The following is a 25,652-nucleotide window of genomic DNA, read 5'->3' as shown; positions in this document are numbered from 1 at the left end:
GGAAACATGCATCTGCGTAAACGGGTTCTGGTCACCGGCGGTTCGGGCTTTCTGGGGTCGCACCTCTGTGAGCGTCTGCTCGATCAGGGGCACGAAGTGATCTGCGTGGACAATTTCTTTTCCAGCGCGCGGGCCAATGTGGAAGAGTTCATGGACAACAAGCGTTTTGAGCTGATCCGCCACGACGTCACCTTCCCGCTCTACGTGGAGGTGGACGAGATTTACAATCTGGCCTGCCCGGCCTCGCCCGTGCATTATCAGCACGACCCGGTGCAGACCATCAAGACCTGCGTGCACGGGGCCATCAATATGCTCGGCCTAGCCAAGCGGCTGGGCGCGCGCATCTATCAGGCCTCCACCAGCGAGGTATACGGCGATCCGGAAGTGCATCCGCAGACCGAGGACTACTGGGGCCATGTGAATCCCAACGGCATCCGTTCCTGCTACGATGAAGGCAAGCGCTGCGCCGAGGCGCTCTTTTTCGCCTACCGGCGGCAGGGCAACCTGCCCATCAAAGTGGGCCGCATCTTCAATACATACGGTCCCAAGATGCATCCCAACGACGGCCGCGTGGTGTCCAACTTCATCATCCAGGCCCTGAAAAACGAACCCATCACCATTTACGGCGACGGCAGCCAGACCCGTTCCTTCTGCTATGTGGACGACCTAGTGGAGTGCATGCTGCGTTTCATGGCCTCGTCCGACGACTTCACCGGCCCCATGAACATGGGCAATCCCGGCGAATTCACCATCAGGGAACTGGCTGAAAAGGTGGTGGCCCTTACCGGCAGCGGTTCGGTCATCAGCTATGAACCCTTGCCCGGAGACGATCCCAAGCAGCGGCGGCCCGATATTTCCCTGGCCCGGAAGATGCTGGGCTGGGAGCCCGTGGTGCCCCTGGAAGAAGGCCTGAAAAAAACCGTTGCCTACTTCGAGGGACAGTTGCGGCAGGGCTTGGCGTAGCCCGGCCGAGAACATCCGGAACAGCGCATGGAACTCTTTCTCACGGCCCTTCTGATTCTGGCGGGGACGGCGCTGGCGACAGGCCTGCTGGCCATCGCGGCGGCCCTGCGGCCTTTTGGCGCGGCCTGGGGACGGGCCGTCAACCGGTTCGGCTCGCTGGGCGCGGCCCTGGGGTGCCTGATCGGGCTCTGCGCCCTGGCCGTCGGCCCCTGGGAGGCCGTCGACAGTCTGTCGCCGGCCCTGCCTTGGGGACTGCCCGTGGGCGCGTGCGTCCTGGGTCTGGACTCCTTGAGCCGCCTTTTTCTGCTGCCGGTTTTCGGCCTGGGACTGGTCTGCGCCCTTTCCGGCGGCCTCTCCCTGCGGCACGTTTCGCCGCGTATGCACAATCTGGGCGCGCACTGGTTCTTTTATCTGCTTCTGCTGCTGGGCATGGCCCTGGTCATGAGCGCGCGCGACGCCGTGCTTTTTCTGCTGGCCTGGGAAATCATGTCCCTGGCTCCTTTCTTTCTGATTGATTTCAACGACGGCGACAGCAAGGTGCGCGACGCCTCCTGGGTCTATCTGGTGGCCGCGCATTTGGGGGCCGTGGCCCTGATCGCCTTTTTCGGCCTGCTCTGGCAGAGCTCGGGCGTCACGGCGCTGGACGCGCTTCGCGACGGCGCGGCCCTGCGCGCGGCCGGGCCGGGCGTCATGACCGCGCTGTTCCTGCTGGCCGTGCTGGGCTTCGGGGCCAAGGCCGGGCTCGCGCCCCTGCACGTCTGGCTGCCCGAGGCCCATCCCGCCGCGCCCAGCCATGTCTCGGCCCTGCTGTCCGGGGCCATGATCAACGCCGGACTGTACGGGCTGATCCGCAGTCTGGGCATACTGGCGGCTCCAGGCGCCGCGCCCGAATGGTGGGGCTGGTGTCTGCTTCTGCTGGGCCTGGGCACCGGCCTGATGGGCATTCTGAAAGCGCTGGCCCAGAGCAACCTCAAGCGCCTGCTGGCTTATTCCAGCGTGGAGAACATGGGCCTCATGTTCATGGGCGTGGGGGCCGGGCTCATCGGCAAGGCCTCGGGCAACGCCTGGATCGCCCTGCTGGGCTTCGCGGGCGCACTGCTGCACATGCTCAACCACGCGGGTTTCAAGGGCCTGCTCTTTCTCTGCGCGGGCGAAGTGCTGCACGCCACGGGCACGGTGCGCATGGAACTGCTGGGCGGCTTGCAGAAGCGCCTGCCCCTGCTGGGCGCGGCCTTCGCCCTGGGCGCGGCGGCCATCGCCTGCCTGCCGCCCCTGAGCGGTTTTGCCGGAGAATTTGTGCTGGCCCTTTCCATGCTGGACGGCCCGACCCTGCCCGGCGTGGAGCGGCAGATGGGCCTGCTGCTGGCCCTGACGGGTCTGGCCCTGATCAGCGGCCTGGCCGCCGCCCTCTATGCCAAGGCTTACGGCATGACGTTTCTGGGCGAGGCCCGCACGGGCTTCGCGGCCAATGCCCACGCCGTCTCCTGGCGCACGCTCTGGCCGCTGTCCCTGCCCGCCCTGGCCTGCGTGGCGGGCGGCCTGCTGGCCCCGAGCTTTTTCGGCCTGGCCGCGCAAACTGCCCTGCACGCCGTCCCCCCGCCGCAAGGTCTGATTCCCGGCGCGCTGGAAGTCCAGGCCCAGGCGAGCGGGAGCCTCGGCATGGTTTCCATGCTGGGCGGGGGTGGCCTGCTGCTGTCCCTGGCGCTGCTGCTGGGCCGCAAATGGCTGCTGCGGCGGCGCGGCGCGGCGGCGCAAATGGAGCGGACGGAGCAGACATGGGGCTGCGGCTTTCAGGCGGGTTCAGCGCGCATCCAGTATACGGACGCCTCCTTTTCCGAGCCGCTGGCGCGGATTTTCGCCCCAGCCATGGGGCTCAAGGTTCGCCGCCCGATGATCGAGGGGCTTTTCCCCGGCCGGGCCGGGCTGAGCGTGACCGCGCCGGATCGTCTGCGCAGCGGTCTGTTCACGCCCCTGTTCGAAGCCGTGGAACGCCTCTGCAATGCCTGTAAAATCATCCAGCACGGCAAGATTCATCTGTATATCCTCTATATTCTGGCCACGGTGGTGGGCCTGCTGATATGGGGGCTGGGCGTATGAGCCAGAACATTTCCGCCTATCTCGTCCAGCTGCTGCTGGCCCTGGCCCTGGCCCCGCTGCTGCCCGGCATCATCAATCGGGTCAAGGCCAAGACGGCCGGGCGCAGGGGCAAGCCCCTGCTGCAAACCTACTATGATCTGGCCCGGCTGCTGCGCAAGGGCGAGGTCATCAGCCGCACCGCCACCTGGACCTTCGCCGCCGGGCCCGGCGTGGCCCTGGCCGCCACGCTCTGCGCTCTGGCCCTGCTGCCCCTGGGCGGCGCGCCCTCGCCGCTGGGTTTCAGCGGGGACTTTCTGCTGGCCGCCTATCTGCTGGGCATGGGGCGCTTCGCCCTGATTCTGGCGGCCTTGGATACGGGCTCCTCCTTCGAGGGCATGGGTGCCAGCCGTGAAGCCGCCTTTTCGGCTCTGGCCGAACCCGTTCTGTTTCTGGCCTTTCTGGTGCTGACCAGCCTGAGCCTCGACCTGCACCACGGCCTGGACCCGGCCGCGTCCTTCTCCCTGTCGGGCATGTTCGGCGGACAGGCCGCCGGGGCCTGGCTGCTGGGCCGCGCGGAGCTGTTGCTGATTCCGGCGGTGTTCTTTGTGCTGTTGCTGGTGGAGAACTGCCGCATCCCGGTGGACGACCCCAACACCCATCTGGAACTGACCATGATCCACGAGGCCATGGTGCTGGACCACTCCGGCCCCAACCTGGCCATGATCATATATGGGGCGGCGCTCAAGCTCTGGTTTTTCGCGGCGCTCATCGCCGGGTTGCTGGTGCCGCCGCTGCCGCTCTGGCAGCAGGCCGGTCTGTGGCTGGCCGTCATTCCGGGACTGGCGGCGGTGGTGGGCGTGGTGGAATCCGTCATGGCCCGCCTGCGCCTGACGCGCGTCCCCCAGCTGTTGGGCGGCACGGCGGCTCTGGCGGCCCTGGCCCTGATTCTGACCCAGGTTCGCTGAAATGCGCGGCGTTTCAACGATAGAGCATTTTGCGCTTGAAATTATCGCGTAACGGCGAAGTAAATTCGCCTTGCGATACTTTCGCGGTACGGATTTTCACGGAAAATCCGCACAGAGCGTTAAGATATTTTCAATATCAAAACGCTCTAAGCTGTTCCAGGCGAGGCGGACAATGACCACGACGTTCCTCCCCACAGTGCTTTTTCTGCTGCTGCTCAACAATCTTCTGCTGCTGGGCGCGCCGCGTCTGCCGGCTCTGATCCGGCTCACGGCTTTTCAGGGCATTCTGCTGGCGGCCCTGCTGCTGTGTCTGGATCATGCCCTGCTGGCCGGAGCCGTGCTGCTGATCAAGGGCCTGCTGCTGCCCGGCCTGCTCACGCGCACCCGGAAGCGCCTGCGCGCCGGGGCGGGCCTCAGGCCCCGCCTGCACATCGGGCTGGGCATTCTGGCGGGCATGTCCGGGCTGGTCTTCTCGTTCTGGCTGGAGGCCCGGCTGTCCATCCTGCCGGGGCTTTTTCCGCCGCTGCTGCTGCCCACGGCCCTGACCACTCTGTTCTGTGGGCTGATCCTGGTCGTGGGGAGGACCACGGCCCTTTCGCAGGTCATCGGCTATCTGGTGGCGGAAAACGGCATTTTTCTGCTGGGCGTGCCGCTGATGACCGCAGGCGCGGTCTGGTTCGAACTGGCCCTGTTGCTGGACATTTTTGTGGCGGTTTTCGTCATGGGCATCGCCATCAATCACATCGGCGAAACCTTTGAATCCATTGACGTGGGGCGCTTTCGCAGCCTCAGGGACTAGACGCGCATGCTGGAAGCTCTGCTTTTTCTCCCGCTCGGCGCGGGCCTGATCATGCTGCTGGTGGGCAACGCCGCCTTCTGCCGGGGACTGTTGCCGCTCACGGCTCTTGGGCACGTCACGCTGTCTCTGCTGACCGTTGCGCGCGTGGCGCGAGGCGAACAGCCCTGCGCTCTGGGCGGCCTGCTGGCCCCGGACGCGCTGGGTGCGCTTTTTCTGGCGCTGGCCAGCCTGCTGTTTCTGGCGGCCTCCATCTACGCCGTGGGCTATCTGCGTGAAGAGGAAAACTTTGAGGAACGCACCTGCATCCAGGACGGCCGCCCCTTCACCAACGCCCCGGAGCGCCGCTTCACGGCCTGTCTCTGCTTCTTTCTGGCGGCCATGAGCCTGGTGACCACTACCCCGCATCTGGGCGCGCTCTGGGTGGGCATAGAAGCCACCACCCTCTCCAGCGCGCCGCTGATCTATTTTCACCGCCACCGCCATTCGTTGGAAGCCACCTGGAAATATCTGATCATCTGTTCCGTGGGCATCGCCCTGGCGCTGCTGGGCAATATCCTGCTTTCCGTGGCCTTTTACGCACCTGACGGAAGCGGCATCCCGGCCGGGGACATGGACCAGGTCGGCTGGTTCATCCGGCACGCGAATACGGCCGCGCAACCCTGGCTCAAGGCGGCCTTCATCTTTCTGCTGGTGGGCTACGGCACCAAGATGGGCCTCGCGCCCCTGCACAACTGGCTGCCCGACGCCCACAGCCAGGCCCCGTCCCTGGTGTCGGCCCTGCTTTCCGGCGCACTGCTCAACTGCGCCCTGTTGGGCATCCTGCGCGGGCACCAAATCATGCTGGCGGCGGATCTGGGCGATTTCAGCGGCGGCCTGCTGGTCTTTTTCGGCCTGCTCTCTCTGATCACGGCGGCCATTTTCATCGTGGGGCAGGGCCATTACAAGCGCCTGCTGGCCTACTCCAGCGTGGAGCACATGGGCATTCTGGCCCTGGGCGCGGGCCTGGGCGGCTTGGCGGCCCAGGGCGCGCTGTTGCATGCGGTCTGCCACTCCCTGACCAAATGCATGCTCTTTCTGCTGGCGGGCAACATCCTGGCCCGTTATCACACCTTTTCCAGCTATGACATACGCGGCCTGCGCTGGACCATGCCCGTCACCGGCGCGCTCTGGACGGCGGGTTTTCTGGCCGTGGCCGGTTCGCCGCCCTTCGGCATCTTCGTCAGCGAATTCCTGATTCTCAAGGGCATGCTGGCCCAAGACTCCTACGGCGTGGCCGCCGCCTATCTGACGGCTCTGGCCGTGATTTTCGTGGGCATGTCCGTGGCCGTGCTGCGCATGGTGCAGGGCAACCGGCCCCCGGACTTGCCGAGGAGCCGACACGAGACCTTGCTGAGCGTGCTGCCGCCCCTGGCTCTCTGTCTGGCCGTACTGACGCTGGGCCTCTGGGTGCCCGACCGGCTGTGGCATTTTCTGCAACGCGGCGCGGCGCTTATCGACGGCTAGAGCGTTTTGATATTGAAAATATCTCAACGCTCCGTGCGGATTTTCCGTGAAAATTCGCACCGCGAAAGTATCGCAAGGCAGATTTATTTCGCCGTTACGCGATCATTTCAAGCGCAAAATGCTCTCTAGGAGACCTGGGTATGCTTTCCTTTGATTACCGGCAGGCCATGGATCTCGACGATCTGCCCCTTATGGACGCGGCGGAGCTGCGCGACCGTCTGACCGGAGCCGTGGCCGAAGGCTGGCGCGTACTGGCCTTCTTCGGACTGCCGGAAGCCGCACGCGGTCCGGACGCTTCCGGCCCCGTGGGCCTGTGCTGCGTGCTGGGCCACGACGCCGCGCGCATGCTGACAGTGCTGCGCACCCCGCCGCTGGAGCGCTTCGACTCTCTCACGCCGGACTGCCCCCAGGTTCACCTTTTTGAGCGCGAGATATACGAGCAATGGGGGGTGGAACCCGTGGGGCATCCCTGGCTCAAGGCCGTGCGCCGCACGCCCGACGGCATGCGGGGCGGCGCGAAGAGCGACGCCCCGGCGGACTACCCCTTTTACCGGGCGGACGGCGGCGAAGTGCATGAAGTGGCCGTGGGCCCGGTGCATGCGGGCATCATTGAGCCGGGACATTTCCGCTTTCAATGCCACGGCGAAATCGTATTGCACCTGGAAATCGCCCTGGGCTATCAGCACCGAGGTCTGGAAGCCATGCTCACGGGCGGCCCGGCGGGCCGCCGCCTGCCGTTGCTGGAATGCGCGGCCGGAGATTCCAGCGTGGCCCACGCCACGGCCCATTGCGTGCTGTGGGAACGCCTGACCGGGACGGACGTGCCCCAACGCGCCCAGCTTGTGCGCCGCATCGGCCTGGAGCTGGAGCGTCTGGCCAGCCATTGCGGCGACCTGGGGGCCATTGCCGGGGATACGGGTTTTCTGCCCACTTCCTCCTGGAACGGGCGCATCCGGGGCGATTTTCTGAACATGACCGCCAGCTTGTGCGGCAACCGTTTCGGGCGCGGCCTGCTGCGCTACGGCGGCGTGGCCTGGGATCTGGACCCGGCGGGCTGCGAGGATCTGGCGGCGCGGCTGCGGGCGGCCGGACGGGACACGCGCGGCGCGGTGGACATCATGTTGGAGGCGGCCAGCGTGCGCGACCGGCTGGCGGGTATCGGCGCGCTGCGCCCCGAGGACGCCCGCGTTCTGGGGCTGGTGGGCGTGCCCGCGCGGGCCTGCGGCCTTGATCTGGACGCGCGCTTTCATGCCCCTCTGTCGGAGCTGCCCGTGGGCGATCACGGTCCGCGCCGGGAACGCGGCGGCGACGTGCTGGCCCGCGCCCTGGTGCGCAGCCATGAACTGGACGATTCCCTGGCCTTGCTGCGGGATGATCTGGCCCGTCTGGCCGCCTGTCCGGAAACGCCCGCCGTGTCCGCGCTTTCGCGGCCGCCGCGTCTTCCGGCCCGCAAGCTGGCCGTGGCCCAGGTGGAGGGGTGGCGCGGCGAAATCTGCCATCTGGCCGTCACCGGCACGAACGGGGAACCGCTGGTCTGCAAAATCGTGGACCCGTCCTTCCACAACTGGCCCGGCTTGGCGCTAGCCATGCGCGGAGGCCAGATCTCGGATTTTCCCCTCTGCAACAAGAGCTTCAATCTTTCATATTGCGGCCACGATCTGTGAGGCTTGCCCATGCTGCGCATCATCAAGGAACGCTTGCACCAGAAATACCGCACGCTGGACTATCCCCGGCGGGAGCCCGCGCTTTCGCCACGCTATCTGGGGCGTCCCACGCTTACGGATGTGGATTGCGGCGACTGCCGGGCCTGTTTCACGGCCTGCCCCGCAGGCGCGCTGTTGCCGTCCCCGTCCGCTGCATCCGGCCCACCCGGTCAGTCCTGCGGCGCGCGCACCCCGCTGCTGGACATGGGCCGCTGTATTTTTTGCGGCGCCTGCCGCGCGGCCTGCCCCAAAGGGGCCTTCCACTTCAGCGGGGAGCACCGTCTGGCCGCCTTCCGGCGGGAGGCTCTGCGCATCGCGCCCCTGCCGCCCGGCGCGTCCGCTCCGGCATCCGCGTCGCCGTGCCCGCCCCGCGATTACAGTCTGTTCCGCCGCTCCCTCAAGTTGCGCCAGGTCAGCGCCGGGGGCTGCAACGCCTGCGAGGCCGACTGCAATGTGCTGGGCACCCTGGTGTATGATCTGGGCCGTTTCGGCATCGAATTTACGGCCTCGCCGCGCCATGCCGACGGTCTGGTGGTCACCGGCCCGGTGACGGAAAACATGCGTCGGGCTCTGCTGGACACGTGGGCCGCCATGCCGGAGCCGCGTCTGCTGGTGGCCGTGGGGGCCTGCGCCATTTCCGGCGGCCTGTTCCGGGAAAGCCCGCAATGTCACGGGGGTCTGGATGGAGGCGGCCGCCTGCCGCCCGTGGATGTCTTTGTGCCCGGCTGCCCGCCCAATCCCTGGAGCATTCTGGACGGTTTGCTGTCGTTGCGCCGCCGGGACTGACAGCTTTTTCGCCGCCGCGCGCGGCTGTTGGTACGGACGTTGGTATCTCCCGGGAACCTGTTTTCGCATCGAGCCGCCCCGTACCTCCCCGTTTTTTGCCGATTTCCTCTTTGGCGGCATCCAGCCGCCAAGGAGGAAGCATGAAACTCACGGAAAAAGCCGTCCGCGCCGTCACCGGCAACGGCAAGGCCCAAAAGCTCGCTGACGGGGGCGGGCTTTTTTTGTACGTCTCGCCCAAGGGCGGAAAATCCTGGCGGCTGGCGTACCGCTACCTGGGCCGCCAGAAACTGCTGGTCATCGGCCCCTGGCCCGGGCTCAGTCTGCGGGAGGCCCGGGAACGACGGGAAGCGGCCAAAAAACTGTTGCTGGAACATATTGATCCCAGAACGGCAAGTTCACCGGCGGCAACGGCCTGACCGGCTACAACGGCAGTGCGAAAAGCAAAGGCGGCGAAGACGAATTCGAAGCCAAGCAGCGTGTGCGTTTGCAGTTGGATGCCGTGGCTTCTGAAGCCCTGTCCGGCACGGTCTTCTTTGAAATCGGCGCCCAGACCTGGGGCAAAGACAGCAAGAACGGTGGTGCGCTGGGCGCGGACGGTAACGACGTGGTGAAGCTGAAGAACGCCTATATCGACTGGATGGTGCCCCAGACCGACCTGAAGGTGCGCATGGGCATTCAGGGCGTGGCCCTGCCCAGCATGACCACCGGTAGCAACGTGTTCAATGACGACGTGGCCGGTGTGGTCGCCAGCTACCAGTTCAACGAAAACGTGGGCCTCACCGCTTTGTGGGCTCGCCCCTTTAACGATAATTTCGAAGGCTGGTATAAGGATGGCTACGACAAGGGCTATGAAGCCAACTACATGGACAATGTGGATGCTTTCGCTCTGCTGCTGCCCCTGTCCTTTGACGGCATGAAAGTGACCCCCTGGGGCATGATGGCCGCCATCGGTCCTAATGCCTTTGCGAAGCAGAAGTACGACAAGGATGATAACCCCGACGGTCGCAACTATTTCGATGTGGCCGGTACCTCCAATAAGTATCCCGCCGCCGGGATGTTCCCAGTGGGTGGAGCCCGTCACAAGGACGGCAGTCTTGATAACAAGAAGCTGAATTCCTACGGCACCGCCTGGTGGGCCGGCCTGACCGGCGAAGTGACCATGTGGGATCCCTTCCGCATTGCCTGGGATTTCAACTACGGTTCCGTGCAGTATGACGACAGCCGCCTGAACCGTCAGGGCTGGCTGGCCTCCCTGCTCTTCGAATACAAGATGGATTGGGGCATTCCCGGTCTGTACGGCTGGTACGGTTCCGGCGACGACAGCAACCCGGCCAACGGTTCCGAGCGCATGCCCAGCCTGAGCGTGAACAACAATAACAACGGCTTCTCCAACTTCGCCTTTAACGGCAATCCCTACATTGCCCGTGAAGGCCAGTTGGGCTACAGCATGTCCGGCACCTGGGGCATCGGCGCCCGCGTGAAGGACGTGAGCTTTGTGGAAGACCTCAAGCACACCCTGCGCGTGAACTACATCGGCGGCACCAACAGCCCGTCCATGGCCAAGAAGTACCTCTCTTCCGGCACCACTTCCGGTCGGTATTTCACTGGCAACGGTTACTATGACGGCCCGAATGCCGGTGGGCTTGGCGAAGACCCGCTGTACATGACCACCAGCGACAGCGCCCTGGAAATCGGCCTGACCAACACCTACCAGATGTACGAAAACTTCACCGTCATGCTGGACGCCGCTTACCTGGCCACCTGGATCGATCACTCCAAGTCCGTCTGGGGCCGCAGCACCATGAACGGCAAAAGCGACCAGGAACGCGATCCCTGGAATGTCAACCTGAGCTTCGTATACGCTTTCTAAGCTTCAGGGACGCAACAACATCTTCAGACAGACAAAGGGGAGCCCACAAGGCTCCCCTTTTCGTATGGGCTTTGCGCATTTCGACAGCCACACGCAGGCGTCTGCATAACAAAAGAACCGCGGATCCCCTGAAATCCGCAGCTCTTAACATAACAAGCTACGCAAGGCGCTTACACGTTGTAATCGCCCCGGTTGAATTTGAATTTTTCCGTGGCGGTCATCACTTCCAGCTCGTTCAGCAACGAATCGAAACCGGGGTTTTTGCCGCGCACACCGGCTGTGCCCTGCTTGATCTGGGTCACCTGGCTGTCGATGCCCTGCAACAGGGCATACGCGTCGCGCAGGGAACCCCCGTCAGCGGACGAACCCAGGGTTTTGGCATAGGAATCCCAGAGATCCAACGTGCCGGATGCCTGGTTAAAGGCTTCCTGCAGAACCTCCGCATCGGGATCGGCAGCCTGGCTCTGTCCCGCGCCGTTCAACAGCATCTGGCTGATCATCCCGGCCTGCGCCGCTCCGGGTGAGAGCGGGCTGGCCGCGGCATTTGCCTGTTCCGTGCCGGTTCCCAGCTGCTGGGCCAGAATGGCGTCAAAACCGCCGCTCTGGCCCGTCTGTCTGCGGACCGTCCCGGCCTGCTGCTCCTGTTGGCGCAGCAGAGCTTCCAATTGTTCGGTATTAATTTCCATATCGCCTCCAGGGTTGGCGTTCCGCTCCAAATATGCAAAAACTCTGCCACAGAAAAACGATGGCTAACCTGTTGTTTTTTTCAACATTCGCCCACTTGGGGGAGGAAAAAATTTCCCATGCCCAGAGCATATGCTTTGTAAAAGCCCTTGTCTATTATCCAAAAAAACTCTATGCTTTTATACAAGTTACAGGGTTAGAGCGTTCGGTTTCAGGCCGGGCGCGCCTTCGGCTAGGGCGGGGGAATTTTCCGCCCCTGCCGGGAGCTCCCCAGTCACACTAGCAGCCCGCAGGGGAAATGGAGCTTGCCATGAAGGAAATCAAGAAGATTCTTTGCGCTGTGGACCTCTCCGAGCACAGCAAGGCCGTGGCCGAATACGCGGTCCTGCTGGCCAAGGGCCTGGGTGCCGGCGTCCTCGTCGTGTATACGGCTCCCTCTCTGAGCCAGTATGTGGGTTTTCATGTGCCGCCCAATACCATTGAGAACTTCGTGGGTGAAATCGTCACCGGCGCGGAAAAGTCCATGGAGGCCTTCGTGGCCGAGAACTTCGCCGGCGTGGAAGCCAAAGGCCAAGTGCTCATCGGCTATGCGGCCGAGGAAATTCTGAACCGCGCCCACGAGGAAAAGGTGGACATCATTGTCATGGGCACCCACGGCCGCAAGGGCATTGACCGCATTCTTTTCGGTTCCGTAGCCGAAAAGGTGGTCAAGAATGCCGACATGCCCGTGCTGACCATCCGTCCCGCAGAACCCATCGGGGAATAATCCGCCGTGACGGCGACGGGGACCTTTTCCCGCCGCCACGCAACGCCTGCCAGCCGCCGCGCCAGCGGCGGCTTTTTTTTGGGGTGACCATGTCCGAGATCAGCGTGCGCCCACACATCCGGGAGCTCGACGCCTACGTGCCGGGGCTTTCCATTGCGGAAATCCAGCAGAAATACGGCCTTTCCCAGGTCATCAAAATGGCCAGCAATGAAAACCCGTTGGGGGCTTCGCCTCTGGCCCAGGAAGCCGTGCGCCGCCACGCGCCGTTTCTGTTCCGCTATCCCCAGGGCGGCAATCCGCGTCTGGTCCACGCCTTGGCCGGACTGCACGGGGTGGACCCGTGCCGGGTAGCTGTGGGCAACGGCTCCGATGAAATCATTGATCTGCTGATCCGCATCCTGGCCGAACCGGGCAAACATTCCCTGGCCTGCTTTGAGCCCTGCTTCAGCATTTACCCCATTCAGGGTCGGATTTCGGGCGTGGAGGTCCGTCGCTGCCCGCTGGAAAAGGATTTTTCCTTCAATTTCGACGCGCTGCTCGGTCTGGTGGACCAGAGCACCCGTCTGGTTTTCGTGACCACCCCGGACAATCCCTCAGGCTACTGCCCGCCGCGCGAGGCTGTGACGGACCTGGCCCGGCGTTTGGCCGGGCTCGCGCCGGACTGCCTGCTGGTGGTGGACGAGGCCTATATGGATTTTGCCGAAAACGAGGCAAGCGCATCCCTCCTGGCCTCGGGCACGCTGCCGGAGAACACGGCCTTTCTGCGCACCTTCTCCAAAAGCTGGGGCCTGGCCGGGCTGCGCCTGGGCTACGGGGTGCTGCCGTCCGCTCTGGCCGAATATTTCTGGCGGGCGCGTCTGCCCTTCTCCGTCAACATCCTGGCGGAAGAGGCGGCGCTGGCCGCCCTGTCGGACACGGCCTTCCGTCGGGCAACTTTGGACGCTGTGCGCCAGGGACGCGCCACACTGTGCGACGGCCTCGCGGAGTTGGGTTGCACGGTCTGGCCCAGCGCGGCCAACTTTTTGCTTTTCCAACTGCCTCCGAGCGCGGGTACGGCCAGGGACTGCTTTGAGGGTCTGCTCCGGCGAGGCATCATCATCCGCCCGCTGAACAGTTACAATCTGCCGGAACACTTGCGCGTCAGCGTGGGCAATGCCAAAGAAAATACGGCTTTTCTTGCCGCCATGCGCGACATTCTGACCGAGTCCGAAGGGAGGCGAGCATGAGTGGACGCCTACCGGTGGTGACCCTGGACGGCCCTGCGGGCGTGGGCAAAACCACCCTGGCCCGGCGCATGGCCGAAAGCCTGGGTCTGGCCTATCTGGACACCGGGGCCATGTTCCGCTGCCTGGCCCTCAAACTGGGCCCCGGCGCGGAGCATCTGCCCGAGGACGAACTGCGCGAGCGTTGCGGCCAGTGGACTTTCAGCATCGCGGGCAGGGGCCAGAGCGCCACGCTGTTCTGCAACGGCCAAGCCGTGCGCGGCGAAGTGCGCACTGAAGAAGTGGGCATGTTGGCCGCGCGCATCGGCACAGTGCCGGTGGTGCGCGACGTGCTGCGTCGGGCGCAACGGGCCATGGGCGAACGCTCGCCCCTGGTGGCGGAGGGCCGGGATATGGGCACTGTGGTCTTTCCGGATGCGCGCTTCAAGTTTTTTCTGGACGCCGCGCCCGAAGTGCGCGCCATGCGCCGCCTGCGCGACCTGGAAAACCGGGGCGAGCATGCGGAACTGACCGCCCTGACCGAACAGATCCGGCAGCGCGACGCCCTGGACCGCAATCGAACTGTGGCCCCTCTGCGTCCGGCTACGGATGCCTTGATTGTGGATACATCCCAGCTGGATATTGAAGGCGTTTTGGGCGTGATGCTGCACTATATCAATGTGCACGGCGGCACGCAGGCCTTATTCTCACAGGCGAAATAGGGAAAGGCGTTTTATCCCTTGTTCTGCTGTCGCCGTCCAGGCGGACCTCGACGGCACCTCTGCGGTTTCCAGTAATTATTAGAGCAAGTCACGGCAGCCGTGCCCGTTAGCCCAAAAGGGCTTAAGGGCATCGACAGCAGCGATAAACCGCGTTTTAACATTGCTGCCGGTATTCGTATGGCTCGAAGACTCGCCAACAGCTGCCGCTTCCGCAGTACCCGGGCGGCGTAACGTTTGAAATGTGTAACATTTCAAATGTAAAATGCTCTAATGGCCAGCGGATGCCAAGGTTTCGAGGCTCCGGCGCAAGAGCTGAGATGAGGTTTTCCCTTCCGCCACTTCCCCTTCTCCGCCGCCGTTTCCTATAAAGGCTTGTCCTTGGCCAACAGAGACGACCAAGGCGAATCCTCTTTGGTCCATCCCTATGACTCAGGGCGTTACCTTGGACGACAGCGTGCAGGCTTTGCGCTTCCGGGGCGGCATAATGCGCACCATCTCTCACTCTTTTCTTTCTCCTTTCACTGTCGAGATGTCCTGTCGCTCGGTTTGGCGGGACGATGATTTTTGTCCCGCCATATCATCTCTTTCTCTCGCCGTATTTCCCAAAACCCAGTTCACCATAACCCCGGCAGAAATTTCCTGTTCACGGCAAAAATTGCCGATTGCCCTCCCCCCAGCGCGACAAGTCTTTGGCGCGTGCACATCATTACGGCGCATGCATCCCGCTTGTGAGATATTTTTTAGAAAAAATTCCGCTGATTTTATTAACTTTTATTTCAGGTGGCATAGGCAGTGCATATGAGGAGGGCACAAGCCACAGGCGCATACGGCGCCGGTGTGGGAAACAGCCTCATGGGGAGGACAACATGGACAACCAACTGGATTACGAAATCAATAAGGAATTGGGCGAGTGCTATCTTTTCATGGGCGATTTTGACAAGGCCGAGGAATACTACCGCAAGGCCGCCAGCAACAATGCCCAAAGCGCCGCGCCCTACATGGGGCTGGCCACCGTGGCCGTGCAGCGTTCCGAACTGGAAAAAGCCCTGGTGCTCTATCAGAAAGCCGCCGCCGTGGAAGAAACCGACAAGGCCCTCTGCGGTATCGGACTGGTCTACATGGAACAGGGCAAACACGAAGACGCCTTCAGCCACTTTGCCCGCGCGCTGGATAAATCCGCCGCCAACATTGTGGCATTGAACTGCCTGGTGCGCGAAGCCTATCAGCTGGGCTGCGTGGAACAGGTTCTGCCCTACCTGGAAGCCGCTCTGGCCTGCAGCGAAGAAGCCGAGGCCGTGCGCGTGACCCTGGCCGGCTGCCTGATCTACCTGGGCCGCAGCGACGAAGCCCGCCAGCACCTGGAAACCGTGCTGGGCGCCAATCCGTCCAATAACAACGCCAAGGAACTTTTCGACACCATGGCCGCGTAAGACAAGGCCGGGCGCACGCCCGGCCTTGAAGCAGCCAACAGATACTCCCCTCCCCACACGATTTTCCGGCCCCCGGCGGGTGCCTGGGGCCGGAAAATCTCTTCTTCAGGGGAAGCAGCGCCGACGCGGATCATCCACGTCGGCGTTCTGTTGTCCGTTGTGCGAAAAAAGCACAAAGACGTGCCCGGAACATCGTCCACCGGTACACAATCCCCCGCCGTCCTCTTCGCAACCCGTCTATGGGCATCATGCATAATGGAAAAAATACAGTGGCAATTTGAAACCAAAGAGAAAATTTATGCTTGCGCAATAAAAATATTCTGCCGGAGGCGTACGACTGGATTTTATCCTTATTGGGAAGGGTATTGAGTGGTGAAGGATGGAAAACCCGTATACTCGAACAACGACATACCTTGGTCCTCGCATGGACATAGAGCAAAAAATCAGTATCTTCCCCGCATCCATACGGTAGTCCGGTTCCTGGCCCCAGGACAGGATCAAAACGAATACCTTCTATCACTTCCTTCCTGAAAAACTGTACACATGTTCCCCCTTGCCGGAACAAATCAATCCGGCCTACCGGCCCTTCTTTAGAGCACGGTGGAGGCATATCTTCACGGGGCCCCCATGTTCCCAGCAGCGCGCCACACTGAGGATGTTTGCGAAAGGCATCCACAACGTTTGCAAGCGTATCCGGGGCATACCAGCAGTCGTCGTCCGGGAAGGCGATCAATTCCCCCTGCGCCATGGGCAGTAATGCATTGCGGGCAGTGGATACGCCGCGTGAAGGCAATATTATTCTCGTAAGAGGCAAGCCTGAGTGGGATGCCAGCATGTCGTCTAAAAAACCGGGAGGATTTTGATCCGCCAGCCAGATATGAAAATTTTTGTAGGTCTGCTTCTCCAGCGATGCGAGCAGACGACCGAGTTCATACTCACGGCCAAGAGTAGCGATCATCAAATCAATATATGGCTCTTTACCTGATTCCGGTAGCATTGAAGGCGAAAGACTAGCAGGCAAACTCCAAAGACGTTGTTTGCCTTGCATCAGACGGGGCAGATCCGCCCAATAGCCAGCAATCCGTGAACCAAAGAAACGGTGTATTACCAAATAGCTGCCACTACGCAAAAGCCGTAACAGCGGTTTCAAAGGTATAACGCCGGGGAAATATTTTCTCGATATGTGTAGCAACTCCTTTTCACTGGAAAACATGGTATCCATACAGCCGCTTATTCCCCCGGTCAGCATGGATACAAAGAAATTTTCCCCGATGGCAACATTGTCTCTCCGCACTGTACGACACAAAAAATCATAATCTCCGGCAATGCGACAGTTTGTACTAAACCGATGTTCGTGAAAAAGACTACTACGATGAAAGATGCCTGGATGCGGAAGACACATACCTTGCGGCAAGTCATGCAAGGGTCTAGCGGAGGGCTTCATCAGCTCCAAGCTAGCCCCAGATGGCGTTATCAGTCGTATAGGCGTGGCATAAAAATCTACAAACTTCGGCAGGCTCCGCAGGGCCGCCACACAACACTCCAAGACAGGCCAGTCAAAGTAATCTCCTGCACCAGAAAAAATCACCCACTGACCACGCATCCTGGTGAGAGCTTTATTCCAAGCATCATAGACACCATTATCGGATATACTTTCAAAAGATATTGGGAGATGAGTAAATTTCTGCACAACGCAGCAAGTGCTGTCCGATGATGCGCCGTCCTGAATAATCACCTCAAAACTAAATGAAGAGTCACGAGGGATACTTGTCAAGGTATAGCATAAAAGTTCAGCAGCATTGTGCGTAGCAATAATAATTGAAAGAATTGTTTGTTCAATTTGCATTATATTACAGCATATCAGATTTTGCCTGTTTATTTACATGAAACGCTGCCTGGTATTATCCATTTATTCCAAAATGATCGCCCATATTTCCTATAAGCATGACATCCAAATGGAAGGTTTCCCTTTGTCCATGAAAATAATAATTCAGGGCAGCGCTCAAAAGAAAAATAAGCAGCCTCTTGCGGCAGAGGAACATTATCAACCCCGAGCAATGAAAAAGCCTTGGCAAAAATAAAATCTTCATGGTCTGGTATTAAACGACAATACCATTTTGAGGACAATCGGCAAAGACACATTTCACCCCCGTGCAAAATACGTTTTAATTGCCCTCTAAGTTTTGTCCTAGCAGGGAGATGAATAGTCATAAAATCATAATTGTATTCCTTCCTATTTACTGAGCCATGCAATAGAGCAAGAAAAGCAGACACTTTTCGCAAAGAAAAGCCTCCATTGCCAGCAAAAGGGAACAATTCATCACGGTCATTGAAGAAAGGAGCGCCTACATAGCTGTATCCCCGTGCACACCAGCTGTCCAATGCATCGGAGAACACCCATGCATCAAGCTGGTATATAAGCAAATACTCATACATGCTTAGCTGTTCATAAAAATCAACACTCAACATCAGCTTGTTGTATGTGCTCACACTGCGGAACCAGTGATCCGAAAACCGAACAAGGCTCAGGCGCACACCGGCAAGCGCAGCCTCACGCAGGTAGCTGGCTGGCTGCAAAGACTCTGGGCAAATCAACAACAGAGGATGCTGCCCCAGCGTAACAAAGCATTGCCGTAGAGAGGCCAATTCATCATTATCTGGTTCAGACCTGTAGGCAATAATGGCAACGGCGTGAGAATTCATATTTTACTTGATATACGCTGCTTTTAATTTTCGTAATATACGAATTTTATTATAGATAAAGACTGCTCGCTGCGGCGAAAACATTCGGGAAAGCGCAAAAGGCAAAAGCCCCTTTACCAGGCCAGGCAGATGCGGCAAGGTCGCCCCAACGCCGTAATATCTCTTCATGACACGCACTTTTTCATAACGATAGCGCAGCATGGTTCTCAGGTTACTCGTAGCACCGCCAATGCTCATGCGCGTTACCGGAATATCAAGATAGTGCCCATCTTCATCATTTCGCCAAAGACGGGCCACAAAATCATAATCGCCAACTACTTTGAATGACTCGTCAAATGGCGTGCCGGCAAACAGGCACGCACGCTGAAAAAGGGCCGAATGCACGGCTGGCTCACCCGCACGCAGCTTCTTGGCAACATCGCCGTCAAGCCCTCGCATAAGAAACAACTCATTATCATCGTCACAAATAAAGACATCGCCCGCACCGAAGACAACTGAAGCAGGTAAGGGCAATAATTTTTGACGCACTATCTCCAATGAATCAGGCGACACGAGGCAATCATCAGCGCCAAGAAATATTACCCATTGCCCCTGGATGCGCTGCACAGCTTTATTCCACGCATTATAAATACCACTGTCTGGTTCAGATGCAATTGAAACAGACGGAAGGCGTGAAGCGTATGACTGGAGAACATCCAGGGTATTATCCCTGGATGCGCCGTCCTGAATGATAAGCTCAAAATCACGACACGTCTGCCCAGCAAGCGACTCCAGGAGACGAGGCAAGGTGGAGCCGGCATTGTACGTCGAGGTGATGATGGTGAAAAAATAGTCCCACATGCGAGTTAACCTTTACCGCCCTTGAGAGCACGTAATATCTTCTGACAAACAGCAACAAAAGAGTGTAATCCAAGGCTCAGCAAAAACAAGCGAATCCTCATTTTGCATCCAAGCCTTAGGCTGAGTGGCACTTCAACCAATTGAAAATGATTCTCACCAATAGACACCACGGTGGGTGCAAAAAAAGTTGATGTTTCTATAGATACGTTCCGTAGATATTTATAGCGCGAAACAATAGGGGAGAGGCTGTTAATCTCTTCATTGTAGGCCGAAATATTCGAGCTGAGCTGCCCATAACGTTTGCGGAACACTCCCATATGCCACGGTAACTGTATGTATGGCGAGTGTTCCGCCATCCGCCGCCATAGGTCCCAATCACCCGCCAGTCGTAAGTCCGAGTTGATTCCGCCAGCAGCATCCCAAAGCCACTTCCGCCAAAATGTTCCTTCCTGTTGTATATATGGCCAATGTACCCCATCACATAGGCCATTTCGGATGAGCTGCTGCCCATACCAATCAAAACTTTTTCTAGGTATAATATTTCCAGCCATATCAATCATCATAGGTTTTCCGCCAACCCACTGTACTTGAGGAAGAACTTTCACCACTTTAAACAAGTTTGCAATGCATCCTGCATAGAGCAGATCATCTGCATTAATCCACCCCATAAATGCTTCTTCAGGAATGTTAAGATGCGCAACAGCCAAACTGATGGCGTGATACATTCCTTTATCGGGCTGTGAGCACCAAGAAAAAATAAATGAGCCATTTAGATCTATCGTGCTTATGTCGCGTGCAAATTTTTCGAGTTTATTCTGTGTTCCATCACAAGATGTGCCATCTTGGACATGGTAGTGGATGACGTATTCACCTCTTTGGCTAAAGACGCTATATAATGTCTCTTCTATTGTTTCTACAGCGTTAAAACTTGGGGTTATAATATATATACATCGCATATCAAGGTTATCCATATTATTTAACAATGAAAACAGGATTAAAAATAAAAGGTCTGTAATCTTAGGCTAAAAAAAGAAGTGTATTCTTTCTGTACTCATAGAACACTTGTAATGGCAAAGTGTATAAAGATTTTTTCTTATTTCGGCGTATCCCGTTATTCTCTCTTTCTTTTGAAACACGCCGTACATTCTCCATCGCAAATTTTAATTTCTGTGCGTATGTCTCAAGAAAAAATCGAAGGTTTTCTGAATAGATGGCGGTTCTATACTCGGATAATCCTGAAGCAAACAGTGGCCCCCAAAGATGTTTAAAGCCGTGCGCGTGGTAAAAAATTATGGGGGAACCATTTATGTGTGGGCCAGAGCTGTGCCACTCAATGACTGCCCCTGCCAAATTCCACGGGGCAACACCGCCACCACCATGTGCTATAACATGAACACCTTGAAATTGTTGTTGAAAATTATTAAGGTACTTTTGATCCGCAAATCGATCCTCTTCTAGCTCATCCTTACACCAATTCAGACAAGCATCACGATACCAACTCAAACATTCTAGACCATTGTTTGTTTGAGTGAACGTCAGCCAGCTCACATTGTACAGACCATAACACTCCCTGTCTTTCAGATTTTCCGAGAATCTGTGCGGCGTGATGATGACCGAGGCATCCCCGGCTTCTTCAAAAATTGGCTCAGGCGATGAAAAAAACATCATGTCTGCATCAAGATAGGTAATTTCCTTGATGCCGTTATCCTTTGCCAAAATATACCACGGAAGGCAGGGTGTAATGGTGAAGTAATATTCGATAAGGCTGCGCGCTGCGCGCGTGGCGGCCAATTCGGGGTCTGCCCTTTCCAATTCTTCCAGCCGAATCAGTGAAACATGGGGGTAGGCAAAGGCGGTCAGCGCCGCGTGGCACTGGTCGGAAAGACACAGAACATGCACATGCGCATGCGGGCAGTGCTTATGCAAACTCTCCAGCATGACCATGGCGCGCGGCAGATAGTTGTGATCAAAATATGTGCAAAAATGGCGCGTGCTCACAAATACTGCTCCAGGCGCGGCGCAAAATAGGCCAGACTGCACTTTAGCCCCTCCGCCAGTGAAGTAGTTGGCCGCCACCCCAATTCGCCCCGAATGCGCGCATCCTTGGAATAGTAGTCACCGATATCAATCTTTTTCCGTTCTGCCGGGAATTCGCGCAGCACATAGCTTCCGCCCTTGTGGACAGCAATGAGAGTTGCAGCCAACTCGCGCAAACTAACTACAGAATTTCCGCCCAGATTGTACACGCGGCCATCCGCCTTGGGGTTCGCCGCAGCCATAAGTAGCGCCGCCACGCAGTCGTCCACATATGTGAAGTCGCGCAACTGCTCGCCGCCCCAAACCTCAAAAGGCTTGCCTTCTAAGATCAAACGAATCCAAATACCTACAAAAGTCTGGCGTGCATCCTTGATACGCATGCAGGGGCCATAGGTATTAGTCAGTCGCAACACGGTTGAACGCAACCCATAGACATTATTGTAAAGCAAATGATACCATTCACCCGCAACCTTGTGGATACCATTGATATCCACAGGCCGAATGGGGTGATCTTCATCCACCGGCAGATGGTCTGGTCGCCCGTATATCTGGCGGGTTCCTGCAAAGACTATCTTCACCCCAGGATTATGTGCACGGCATGCTTCCAAAATAGAAAGCTGCGCTTTGGCATTGATTTCCAGGTCTGTAAAGGGATCAGACATGGAATCCATATGGCTTGTCTGGCCCGCAAGATTGAAAAGGAAGTCTTGTCCTCGAATCAAGTGGCTCAAGGCGTGCGTGTCACGCACATCGGTAATATTAAGAAAAACCTTGTGTCGAAAGCCTTCCAGATTGGCCAAGTTGCCGCCATATTCAGGTATAAGACTGTCCGCAATGGTCACCGTTGCCCCGGCATCTACAAGATGTCGGGCCAGATTGGCGCCGATGAACCCGGCGCCGCCTGTAATAAGAACATTGGCTCCTGAAAAATCCACAAAAACTCCCTGACTGCGGTTTTACGCACCCAAACTGCACCACGCCAGCACAGCGGAAGAAACCAGTTCAACAGCATCCGCGCCAAGCTGCGGAAACATGGGCAGGCTGACCAGTTCATCCATAATGCTTTCAGTGACAGCAAGCCCGCAAGGCGCAAGAATACGCGTTCTGTATGCGGGCTGCAAGTGCACTGGTTGCGGATAGTGGATGGCTGTACCAACACCTTTTTTGCGTAAAAAATCCATAAAGTTTTCTCTGTCGCTTGGACAACGCACGACATAGAGATGGAAGGCCGGTTTTGCCCAATGCGCTGTTTGGGGTAAAATCAGACCGCAGGCATTGAGCTTGGCAGCATAGAGAGCCGCCAAACTTCTCCGAGCGGCGTTGTCCGCATCCAGGTAGCGCAACTGTATGCGCAGTATGGCAGCCTGTATCGGGTCAAGACGGCTGTTGATGCCCGGAACCGCACTAACGTAGCGCTGTTTCCAGCCGTATTGACGCAGGGCAGACAACTCTTCGGCCAGAGCGGCATCATTGGTGGCGACTGCCCCGCCATCGCCCAGCGCGCCCAGGTTTTTTGTGGGATAAAAGCTGAAAGCGGCGGCAGCGCCTATGGTCCCGGCCATGCGCTCCCTATAGCGAGCACCGTGGGCTTGAGCGCAGTCCTCAAGCACCGCAAGGCCATGTCGGTTTGCTATGGCCGTAATAGCATCCATGTCGCAAGGATGCCCATAGATATGCACAGGAATAACTACCGCCGGAGTCAAATCCGATCGGTGCGTTTGCAGATGCAAAACGGATTCTTCCAGAGACGCCGGATCCATGGTATATGTGGCGGCATCAATATCCACAAGTACGGGCACCCCACCCGCCCGCTCTATTGCCGCCACAGTGGCTACCGCCGTGTGTGATACCGTAAACACGGCCTTGCCCGGCCCAACTCCCAAAGCACGCAGGGCCAGCTCAATGGCGTCAGTACCGCTGCCGCACCCTGCCGCGTGTTCAAGACCAAGCCAGGCAGCAAAATCCTTTTCAAATGCTTCGACTTCCGGCCCAAGGATGTATTGGCCAGCATCAAAAGCCCGGGCCACGCAATCCAGAATTTCCTGCCTGCGTTGGGCGTAGGCCGCGTGGGGATTGGCGAAGGGAGTGAAAGAGGAGGTCATGCTTAATCCCTACAGTTCAGTATGATTTGTTGATGATACCCCATAATACCCCAAAAGCCCGGCGGGTCTACCTGGCTTCGCCATTTGGGGCTTAACGAGAACGCTTTTTTGAGGATGCCGCGAACCTTTTCTTCATCCAGCCAGCGGCAAGCATAACTTGCCGGGTAGATTTCCGGGGGAACATTTTGCACGGTTATTCGTTCGCCCTTTTCTGCAAAAGGGGTTCGGTCAAGGATGATAGCCTGCGGATTCAGAGCAGCAGACTGCTCCAGGGAGGCATAAGGGAGTTTTAGATATTGCAGCACAGCGGAAAACAGCACCACATCTATCGGCCCATTAGCGGCACAGGATTGCATGTCTGGCCAAAACTGCAGTTCACCAGAACTGAATTCTTCTCTGCCACAGGAAACAACATGCGGCTGCTCCACCACATTCCAGGAAAGGCTGTCCAGGTTTTGCAGCAAGGGCTTGTGTTGCCAGTAGGTGCTGCCGAACGCGCCACCAAAATCAAGAACCCGCAAACGCCCCTTGTTCCAGGCAGCCACGCTCATGAGGGCTGAAAGCAAGGGCAGGTTGTGCTCTTCATGATCAAAACAAACGGAATCGCGCTCCCATAGAGCCTTGCCATCACGCACTGCTCTGGCCGCATCCCGAACCCTTACAAAAATAGCATCCTGATCGTAGCCGGTGGAAGCTGCAACCGCGCTCTGCCAGTCAGGATAGTCGCCCTGCCAAGTCACAGCCTGTTCAGTGTGGCTGCGATGGTGGAATTTCTGTATGTAGCGCAACAGAATGGGCGGAAGAATTTCCCTGCATAGAGTCTTCAGTTTCATGGGTGATCCAATACAAAAAATATTTTATAACACAATTTGATCAAGTGTCTGTTTTGGGAAAATGTCAACCATTGACTGCGGATTTAGATTGATAATTTTAACATTAATACTGTTGGCATAGTTATATATTTCTTGGAGTTCAGAGAAATATCCAAAGATAGATGAGATCTCTTGGCTGTACGATGAGTTTGAATAGCATTTTTTTGCGCTGCCGTCATAGTAATGCTTGTCAAACCAATATACTTTGTTGTGCTGGTCAACGCTCATAGACTTTAGCCAGTCAGCATCAACTCCGGCCAACAAAATTTTTTTATATCCTGCCATCAGCGCCATGTACAATGCCGCGCTTGGCACACTTTGAGCACCAAAGCTATAATAGCCTTTTTGAACCAATTGTTTGTTCCACACCTTCTGGGTCGAAACGGAGCGGTCAGGGAAGCTTGTCAAAACGACAGAAGATGAATCATAAATATTTTGAGCCAGCCTGAAATATCTGAGTGGCACCGCAATTTGTAACCCATGGGTTGTATTTTGCAGTACTTCGGCAAGCTTGTTGCGCGCATCTTTGATGTTTGGGTGTACATTTGACTCGAAAAAATTTGGATCTGCCAGAATATGCATCACGGGTTGCAACTGGGAAAAAACGTCGTTCTGCTGAGCGTAATTCATGGTGTAAAGATCAAATTGCTCTCTTTTAGCAATGAGTTCCTGAAGGATGCTTTTGGCCGAAGGGCCATTTGCCAGAATCAAGCAGGTATCTTTTTTTCTAATCGGCTTCGGGCACTGAGGATGTTCCGGTAATGGGCATAACATGCTGATAAAAACCAGTTTATCCCTCCAAATACGCGCCGGAAAAGACAAGAATTTTCGAAGTATTTGTTTTGTTCCCATGTTTTTCGTCCATCGTAGCAAGGTTTGAGCTTAATTATTGTGCAATCTTTGTAAATTCAACAGAAAAATCTTTGTTTGTTTTTATTTGTTCGTCGCCCTGACGCAAATTCTACTCCATATTTCCCATATGAGCGGAAGAGGACAACATCAAAGTAGGCACAGACATATCTCTCTGCGATAGGTAAATGGCGTGCTGAAGGCCATTGAGCGCAATATTTAAATGCCTAAGCAGATAATATATTTCTTGTACAAGCAAACAATGCCCCACTTGTGCCCAAATGTGATGCCAAGTTTACTGCAATAAACGGTACATGCGCAATGCTAGCGCAAAATCATATCGCTTGGCATGCGCGTATTCATTAAAGCAAAGGATTGCACCTAGTGTAATGCGTTCAAGCATTTTTTTGCTGTATGTCAGGCAAGGCATGGTGTTGAGAACATATGCACGCATAATAGGTATATTTTCAGGGGAAATGTCTGCGCTATACAAGTGTTTTGTTAAAAGAGAAAAATCATAGGCGGCTATAAGCCCTACAGAGAAGCCAGCATATTCAGCAGATCCCAAATCGTAAGAATATGCCTCGATTATTTGTGCAAACTCATCTGGAGGAGCAGTGAGTTGGGCCATATCCAGAGGCTCAAAGCTATACTCTCGACATATTATATCATGCTTGGCGTGGCATATGGCGCAAAGGCGCTTTTTTTCCATTTCGAGATTTTCTACAGGCATGCCGTACATAGCTATCATGGAACAATACGCCATTTGGCCGGTACACT

The 25,652-nt window shown here is 57.4% G+C and carries 24 protein-coding genes; 13 read left to right on the top strand and 11 right to left on the bottom strand.

The genetic code is table 11. The features are described from left to right. Positions 1-6 precede the first annotated feature (6 nt). The 9 genes from HMPREF1022_RS09585 (at position 7) to HMPREF1022_RS09545 (ending at position 10,665) form a co-directional block, all read left to right on the top strand. Entirely contained in the window at positions 7-963 is a 957-nt protein-coding gene (locus tag HMPREF1022_RS09585) for a UDP-glucuronic acid decarboxylase family protein (RefSeq protein ID WP_008681776.1), read from the top strand. 27 nt (positions 964-990) lie between these two features. Continuing rightward, entirely contained in the window at positions 991-3,060 is a 2,070-nt protein-coding gene (locus tag HMPREF1022_RS09580; protein ID WP_009302921.1) for a proton-conducting transporter transmembrane domain-containing protein, read from the top strand. Then, entirely contained in the window at positions 3,057-4,004 is a 948-nt protein-coding gene (locus HMPREF1022_RS09575; RefSeq protein WP_009302919.1) for a respiratory chain complex I subunit 1 family protein, read from the top strand. Before HMPREF1022_RS09580 ends, HMPREF1022_RS09575 begins: the two co-directional genes overlap by 4 nt. Positions 4,005-4,176: 172 nt before the next feature. Then, positions 4,177-4,803, top strand: coding sequence for a hydrogenase-4 component E (locus tag HMPREF1022_RS09570; protein WP_008681780.1), 627 nt, complete (start codon positions 4,177-4,179; stop codon positions 4,801-4,803). Positions 4,804-4,809: 6 nt separating this feature from the next. Continuing rightward, the gene (locus HMPREF1022_RS09565) at positions 4,810-6,306 is read left to right on the top strand and encodes a proton-conducting transporter transmembrane domain-containing protein (RefSeq protein ID WP_008681782.1); all 1,497 of its coding nucleotides are present in this window, start codon (positions 4,810-4,812) and stop codon (positions 6,304-6,306) included. Positions 6,307-6,446: 140 nt separating this feature from the next. Next, a complete protein-coding gene (locus HMPREF1022_RS09560; protein ID WP_009302917.1) occupies positions 6,447-7,970 on the top strand; it encodes a hydrogenase large subunit in 1,524 nt (507 codons plus the stop codon). 9 nt (positions 7,971-7,979) lie between these two features. Then, complete coding sequence (locus tag HMPREF1022_RS09555; protein WP_008681787.1) at positions 7,980-8,795, top strand: 4Fe-4S dicluster domain-containing protein; 816 nt, start codon at positions 7,980-7,982, stop codon at positions 8,793-8,795. A gap of 140 nt (positions 8,796-8,935) precedes the next feature. Continuing rightward, entirely contained in the window at positions 8,936-9,211 is a 276-nt protein-coding gene (locus HMPREF1022_RS09550) for an Arm DNA-binding domain-containing protein (RefSeq protein WP_009302916.1), read from the top strand. A gap of 62 nt (positions 9,212-9,273) precedes the next feature. Continuing rightward, a complete protein-coding gene (locus tag HMPREF1022_RS09545) occupies positions 9,274-10,665 on the top strand; it encodes an outer membrane homotrimeric porin (protein ID WP_009302915.1) in 1,392 nt (463 codons plus the stop codon). 170 nt (positions 10,666-10,835) lie between these two features. Here HMPREF1022_RS09545 and HMPREF1022_RS09540 read toward each other — a convergent pair whose 3' ends face one another. Next, positions 10,836-11,351 carry a hypothetical protein gene (locus HMPREF1022_RS09540; protein ID WP_009302914.1) on the bottom strand — a complete coding sequence of 172 codons (516 nt, stop codon included), beginning with the start codon at positions 11,349-11,351 and terminating at the stop codon, positions 10,836-10,838. A gap of 308 nt (positions 11,352-11,659) precedes the next feature. On the opposite strand from HMPREF1022_RS09540, the gene HMPREF1022_RS09535 reads away from it, so the two are divergent. The 4 genes from HMPREF1022_RS09535 to HMPREF1022_RS09520 all read left to right on the top strand — a co-directional run bounded on the left by HMPREF1022_RS09535 (position 11,660) and on the right by HMPREF1022_RS09520 (position 15,469). Continuing rightward, positions 11,660-12,115 carry a universal stress protein gene (locus tag HMPREF1022_RS09535; protein WP_008681795.1) on the top strand — a complete coding sequence of 152 codons (456 nt, stop codon included), beginning with the start codon at positions 11,660-11,662 and terminating at the stop codon, positions 12,113-12,115. An 89-nt stretch (positions 12,116-12,204) separates the two neighbouring features. Then, positions 12,205-13,341: a histidinol-phosphate transaminase gene (gene hisC / locus HMPREF1022_RS09530; protein ID WP_009302913.1), complete on the top strand. Its 1,137-nt coding sequence runs from the start codon at positions 12,205-12,207 to the stop codon at positions 13,339-13,341. Beyond that, positions 13,338-14,039 (top strand): (d)CMP kinase, encoded by a 702-nt coding sequence (cmk, locus tag HMPREF1022_RS09525; protein ID WP_008681797.1) that lies wholly within the window; start codon positions 13,338-13,340, stop codon positions 14,037-14,039. Before hisC ends, cmk begins: the two co-directional genes overlap by 4 nt. 866 nt (positions 14,040-14,905) lie before the next feature. Next, positions 14,906-15,469, top strand: a complete 564-nt coding sequence (locus tag HMPREF1022_RS09520) for a tetratricopeptide repeat protein (protein WP_008681798.1) — start codon at positions 14,906-14,908, stop codon at positions 15,467-15,469. 130 nt (positions 15,470-15,599) lie between these two features. Here HMPREF1022_RS09520 and HMPREF1022_RS17355 read toward each other — a convergent pair whose 3' ends face one another. From HMPREF1022_RS17355 to HMPREF1022_RS09485, 10 genes are all read right to left on the bottom strand, one after another. After that, on the bottom strand, positions 15,600-17,315 hold the full coding sequence (locus HMPREF1022_RS17355; protein ID WP_008681799.1) for a glycosyltransferase family 2 protein: 1,716 nt from the start codon (positions 17,313-17,315) through the stop codon (positions 15,600-15,602). 29 nt (positions 17,316-17,344) lie between these two features. Continuing rightward, the gene (locus HMPREF1022_RS17350) at positions 17,345-18,172 is read right to left on the bottom strand and encodes a DUF5672 family protein (RefSeq protein ID WP_008681800.1); all 828 of its coding nucleotides are present in this window, start codon (positions 18,170-18,172) and stop codon (positions 17,345-17,347) included. 3 nt (positions 18,173-18,175) lie between these two features. Then, positions 18,176-19,012, bottom strand: coding sequence for a glycosyltransferase family 2 protein (locus HMPREF1022_RS09515; protein ID WP_008681801.1), 837 nt, complete (start codon positions 19,010-19,012; stop codon positions 18,176-18,178). 5 nt (positions 19,013-19,017) lie between these two features. Continuing rightward, positions 19,018-19,983, bottom strand: a complete 966-nt coding sequence (locus HMPREF1022_RS17345) for a glycosyltransferase (RefSeq protein ID WP_232221585.1) — start codon at positions 19,981-19,983, stop codon at positions 19,018-19,020. Between the two features lie 46 nt (positions 19,984-20,029). Next, positions 20,030-21,010, bottom strand: a complete 981-nt coding sequence (locus HMPREF1022_RS09510) for a hypothetical protein (RefSeq protein WP_008681805.1) — start codon at positions 21,008-21,010, stop codon at positions 20,030-20,032. Beyond that, entirely contained in the window at positions 21,007-21,984 is a 978-nt protein-coding gene (locus tag HMPREF1022_RS09505) for an NAD-dependent epimerase/dehydratase family protein (RefSeq protein ID WP_008681806.1), read from the bottom strand. The genes HMPREF1022_RS09510 and HMPREF1022_RS09505 overlap by 4 nt, the downstream gene beginning before the upstream one ends. Before the next feature lie 21 nt (positions 21,985-22,005). Continuing rightward, positions 22,006-23,151 (bottom strand): DegT/DnrJ/EryC1/StrS family aminotransferase, encoded by a 1,146-nt coding sequence (locus tag HMPREF1022_RS09500; protein ID WP_008681807.1) that lies wholly within the window; start codon positions 23,149-23,151, stop codon positions 22,006-22,008. A gap of 2 nt (positions 23,152-23,153) precedes the next feature. Beyond that, complete coding sequence (locus tag HMPREF1022_RS09495; protein WP_009302911.1) at positions 23,154-23,984, bottom strand: TIGR04325 family methyltransferase; 831 nt, start codon at positions 23,982-23,984, stop codon at positions 23,154-23,156. Positions 23,985-24,008: 24 nt separating this feature from the next. Further along, a complete protein-coding gene (locus HMPREF1022_RS09490) occupies positions 24,009-24,875 on the bottom strand; it encodes a hypothetical protein (protein ID WP_008681809.1) in 867 nt (288 codons plus the stop codon). Positions 24,876-25,167: 292 nt separating this feature from the next. Further along, complete coding sequence (locus HMPREF1022_RS09485) at positions 25,168-25,623, bottom strand: hypothetical protein (protein ID WP_035061101.1); 456 nt, start codon at positions 25,621-25,623, stop codon at positions 25,168-25,170. Between the last annotated feature and the right edge of the window lie 29 nt (positions 25,624-25,652).

It is taken from the genome of Desulfovibrio sp. 6_1_46AFAA, assembly GCF_000224635.1.
GTDB lineage: Bacteria > Desulfobacterota > Desulfovibrionia > Desulfovibrionales > Desulfovibrionaceae > Desulfovibrio > Desulfovibrio fairfieldensis.
This window is presented reverse-complemented; position numbering and strand designations above follow the sequence as displayed.